We start from the raw sequence: 5,108 nt of genomic DNA, 5'->3' as shown, positions 1-5,108 counted from the left end.
ATAAAACTCTTGTGGTGCGGGCATCTTGCCCGCATAAAATGTACCTCACTCAATCTGAACTTGCTGTATCTCATTACCCGACGACAAAGCCGTCCTAGAAGGACGGGGCTTGTATCCGATTTTTTTCGGTCATTATCAATGGGAGAGCCGCTGATTGTAATGGCTAATAATTTGTGCAGCCACTTCAGAAGCAGTTAAACCATCGGTTTGGACTTCAATAGCATCAGGTGCTTTTTGTAAGGGGGAAACCTTACGAGTGCTGTCTTTTAAGTCCCTTTCCGCAATGTCCCGTTCTAGCTGTTCTAAACTAACTTGGGGTTGATTTTGTTTTTCAAAGTCCTGATAACGACGACGGGCCCGTTCACCCACGGAAGCAGTTAAAAAGATTTTAACTTCTGCATCTGGAAACACATGAGTACCAATGTCTCTACCTTCCGCTACTAAACCCCCCCGTTGTCCCCAACTCTGTTGTTGTTGGACTAATGCTTGTCTAACAGCGCTTTGGGCGGCGATCGCTGATACTTTTGATGTCACCTCAGTTGTGCGAATTTTTTCAGTTACATCTATATCGTTAATCTGGACTTTTACGGGAAATTGCAGACTTTGACCAGGACTAAGTTCAATTTTACACCGCATCGCCAATTCAGCCACAGCACAATCATCATCAATATCAATAGCTTGTTCCAGCACTAGCCAAGTGATGGCTCTGTACATAGCACCCGTATCTAAATATACTAATCCCAATTCCTGTGCTACCTGACGAGCGACTGTAGATTTACCAGCGCCCGCAGGACCATCAATAGCGATAATCGGTTGGCGGATTTGGTCCTTGACATCCCGTAGAATCGTGTTGTCAATTAACCTGGTAGAACCAAGGCGAGCCGCGATCGCCAACATTCCTTCATTCTCAACTTTTTCTAAAAACATCAACGTATTTGGTTCAACTAATTCAATATATTCCAAGCTGATAGTCCTCACCTTGGCAATTTCTTGCCGTACCAATGCTATTAACTCACTACTGTGACGAACGCCAGCTTGAAACGCCGCTTTAGCTTCTTCTAAAGCTTTAAATAACACTGTTGCTTGCTCTTGTTCCGTGGTAGTCAAATATTGATTCCGAGAACTTAAAGCCAAGCCGGACAATTCCCGCATCGTGGGACAAGTAACAATCTCAACGGGCAAATTCAAATCAGCTACTAACCGCTTAATAATTGCCAGTTGTTGACCATCCTTTTGTCCAAAGTAAGCTCGGTCAGGTTGTACCAAGTTGAAGAGTTTAGTCACAATTGTGGCTACACCCGCAAAATGACCCGGCCGAAAATTACCACACAAACTAGACATCATAGCAGATGGGGGGATAACTTGTGTCACCTGAGTTGCTGTGATATTTTCAGCAGGGACACCAATTTCTTCAGGAGTTGGGGCAAAAATCGCATCTACGCCAGCTTGTTCACAAAATTCTCGATCCTGTGCTAAAGTCCGGGGATAGCGTTGATAGTCCTCATTTGGTCCAAATTGCAACGGATTAACAAAAATACTGACAATTACCGTCAAATTTTCCCTTCTAGCTCGGTGAATCAAGCTCAGATGCCCTTGATGTAAACTACCCATAGTTGGCACTAAACCCACCGCAGTGGGATACCAAACAGCTTGATCATCAACTGCCCCATCCTGGGTCGTCCCAAAATGGCAATACCTCCGATGGCCATTCAAATAACACCGTAAAGCTGTAACTGTTGTCAGCAACTGCACAAAAAACCCCCAGTTCCTTTCGATCCTTTCCCCCGTTAGTGTATATCTGATAGCGCGGCGTGGCACAATTGATAATTGGGGGATGAGTAAGATAGATGAACCAGGGGAATTTAATAGTGAAGAGCGAAAAGAGATAAGGAACGAGCAAGGGGATTATCTTCCCAAAATTTCCAGCCTGACTGGAGCAATACCACTACCAATCATACCTAATATACGGGCAGCGCCGGCAGAAAGATCGATAATTCGACCACGGATGTAAGGACCTCTGTCATTGATGCGGACGACGACAGAACGCCCATTTCTGGTATTAGTAACGCGGATTTTTGTCCCCAGGGGTAAACTCCGATGAGCAGCAGTTAAACCTTCGGGATTATATCTTTCCCCACTGGCTGTTTTATTGCCAGAGCCGTCATAACCATACCAAGAAGCTATGCCGCGAAAATTAATATTTACCCCGCCAAAAGCAATTTTTTGTGGTAACTTTAATGTAGAAACTGATTTACCAGCGGGTAGATTGGCGATTTCCTTGATGGGATCTGCGTTGCCCATCAGTCTCCGCAGTCTATTAGTTGCCTCTAAAGCATCTTGAGCCAGATTAGTGGCTGGGCTTTTTCTGTTGCCATTAATATTGGCTGATAGTCGTGTGGTTTTATTGACTTCTACCAGTTCTTGACCGTCAATTGTGATGGTGTAGCGATCACGGAGCGATCCATAGGAATCCCCAGACGGTCTACGAACAGAGCGGCCATTCTTGTAAGCTTTGTTATTACTTGCGGGATTATCCGCTATTTTCCAACTGACGGTAATCTTGCTTGCGTCTACATTGTTTTCAACTAGTTCATTAATTCTAGCTGCTATGACACTAGCTTTCTCAACCGGGTCATTGTCAATGGAGCTAAATTGTTTGTTGATATTGATTGTATTGCCAGTATTGCTAAAACGGGCAAATTTACCTGAGTCAGTAGCAACTTCAGAATCAGAATTTAAACTCTGATTATTGCCAATGACTCCAATTTTGATTTTCTTGTTAGTAACTCGGGTAGAACCGAGAAAGGTGAGAACGGGAGTATCCCGAACATAAAGAGTTGCTGCTTGTAAACCCTGAATACTGTGAGGCTTAATTCTGGCAATCACAGGCTCAACCAGGGGTTGTTCTGTCGGTAATTGGTATTCTCCAACTTTAACCGCATCATTGGCAGATGATTTGGCCAGAGTTGGAGAACTTCCCTCGCTGGCTTGAGTTCTAGCTGCTAAGGGTAGACCCAAAACGGTTAGGGTCAATATTGTTTGGGCTACGACAGTATTCCACAAATGTCTTTGATTCATGCGTCCGATTTTTAAAGCGACTTGAGAACTTAAGTTTTTTTTAGTTGGGTTTTTCACTTGTGATGGTGACAGTACCTGTAAACTCGAACCTGTTCCGCTTCCACTTTGGATTTTGTAACTGCAATAGACTAACATGAATGTTTAAGGTTGGGGATCAGGGTTTTAGCGTAAATTTCAACAGACTGGCAAAATTTCAACTCAGATTTGGGCTGTCAAACTGTTTTCAATTGAGGATTTTAGCTATGTAACGTTTTTTGGAGATATCTATATTTTCTCAGACCAACTTATTATTGACCAATAACTTGATCCCAGAGTTACTACTTAATATTTATCCTCAGTATTTATCAAATATTATGTATTTAAAGAACAATTAGCATCATTTATGTTTAGATGCAATTTTACTGGCAAATAGTTCTATTAACAGAAGTTTAAATCTCGGAAAATATAGTCTACATAAGGGCTAAATTTGAAAAACTACTTGGGATATTTCACTAAATACTTAATTTGTTACCTGCATAATTGATGGGTCAATACTGACAATAATTTAATTAATTAGTGTATTTAAATACTCAACATATTGAGTAATAAAAGTGTTTTTTCTCCAGTAAGTATTTATTCTTATCCTCAGATTAATAATTAATGAGACAATGAAAAAAGGGTAATAAGCGCGTATACATTAATACTCAAGGTCTAAAATCATACATATTTGCTTTTTATTCAGTAATAACCTCAGTAATCAATTTTGTATCAAGCTATCAACCCTATATTTAGTCCAGAAAATTCAGAAATATTACCACCAGCACTTTTAAACATGATTAAGGAATTGTATTTCCAGTATAAATTCCTCAAAGATGGGTAGCAACTAACTATAACTATATTCCCGAATTTGCAAAAATAAATCCCAAATTCCTAAAACCCTAAATCCTTGTAGAAACCTACTTACAACTTCTGCAATAATTCCTGAGTTAATTGCATAAATGCTTTAGAACCGGCTGTATTAGGACTTAGTAAAGAAACTGGCATGAAACTATCAACAGCTTTGGCAACATTCACATCAACTGGTATTTGCGCTTTACAGATTTTATCTACTCCAAAATCTTCAATGACTCGGTGCATTACCTGTTTATAATATTTACTATTCAGGATATTTGCACTGGACATACTAAAGACTATTCCCAAGATTTTAATATCTATTTTTGCTTCTTGTTTGTGACTATCTTTTAATTGGGAAATCCGTCTTTCTAAAAGTTGGATTCCTACTACAGATAAGGGTTCTGGTCTAGCTGGGAGAATATAGAAATCACTACTAGCTAAAGCACTACGAGTCATGAGATTATAACCGGGAGCGCAATCTAAAAGAATAAAATCATATTCATCACGCACAGGTTTTAAGATATCTCTAATTAAGACTCTTTCAAAGCGATTCCAGATAGTTTCAAAGTCCTGTTCACCTAATGCTACTGATTGATTATGCAGCATTTCTGAAACCACAAATTCATCATATAAATCTATATCTCCCGGTAATAAATTTAATCCAGGAAGATTACAAACTTGCGGTTGAATAATGTCATGAATGGTAAATTTTGCCTCTGGTTCGGGGTTGATAATTTGATCTAGCAAATATCTCAATGTCTTTCTTTGTTTACGACGTTTGGCAAATTCTACTGGTGACATTAAACTCAGTGTGGCACTAATTTGACTATCTAAATCTAAAACCAGGACTTTTTTTCCGTAATTTTTCGCTAAACAAGTAGCTATATTGACTGTAATAGTGGTTTTACCAACTCCACCTTTCATGTTTGCTGTTGCGATTATATGTCCCATTTTACTTCCTCTACTGACGCTTTCCCATTTAGATAGCGTTCATATTATCTAATAGATTTTAACTTTGGTGATGTTACTCTTTTAGAGGGATGTGGAAAAGTATCAAATGATTTCTAATAGACATCTCCGACAAAAATAGTAGAAACGTTCCATGGAACGTCTCTACTAGGTTATTTACAGCACTTCCCGATGTTATGAGGTACAAT

The 5,108-nt window shown here is 39.6% G+C and carries 3 protein-coding genes; all 3 read right to left on the bottom strand.

Annotated elements, in window-relative coordinates; translation table 11 throughout:
- Window positions 1-135: 135 nt before the first annotated feature.
- A complete protein-coding gene (locus ACIR310F_RS0115195) occupies window positions 136-1,752 on the bottom strand; it encodes a bifunctional pantoate--beta-alanine ligase/(d)CMP kinase (RefSeq protein WP_028084562.1) in 1,617 nt (538 codons plus the stop codon).
- Between the two features lie 153 nt (window positions 1,753-1,905).
- Complete coding sequence (locus ACIR310F_RS0115190) at window positions 1,906-3,078, bottom strand: septal ring lytic transglycosylase RlpA family protein (protein ID WP_028084561.1); 1,173 nt, start codon at window positions 3,076-3,078, stop codon at window positions 1,906-1,908.
- 939 nt (window positions 3,079-4,017) lie between these two features.
- Window positions 4,018-4,902: a ParA family protein gene (locus ACIR310F_RS0115185; RefSeq protein WP_028084560.1), complete on the bottom strand. Its 885-nt coding sequence runs from the start codon at window positions 4,900-4,902 to the stop codon at window positions 4,018-4,020.
- Between the last annotated feature and the right edge of the window lie 206 nt (window positions 4,903-5,108).

This window comes from Dolichospermum circinale AWQC310F (genome assembly GCF_000426925.1).
GTDB classification, from domain to species: domain Bacteria; phylum Cyanobacteriota; class Cyanobacteriia; order Cyanobacteriales; family Nostocaceae; genus Dolichospermum; species Dolichospermum circinale.
This window is presented reverse-complemented; position numbering and strand designations above follow the sequence as displayed.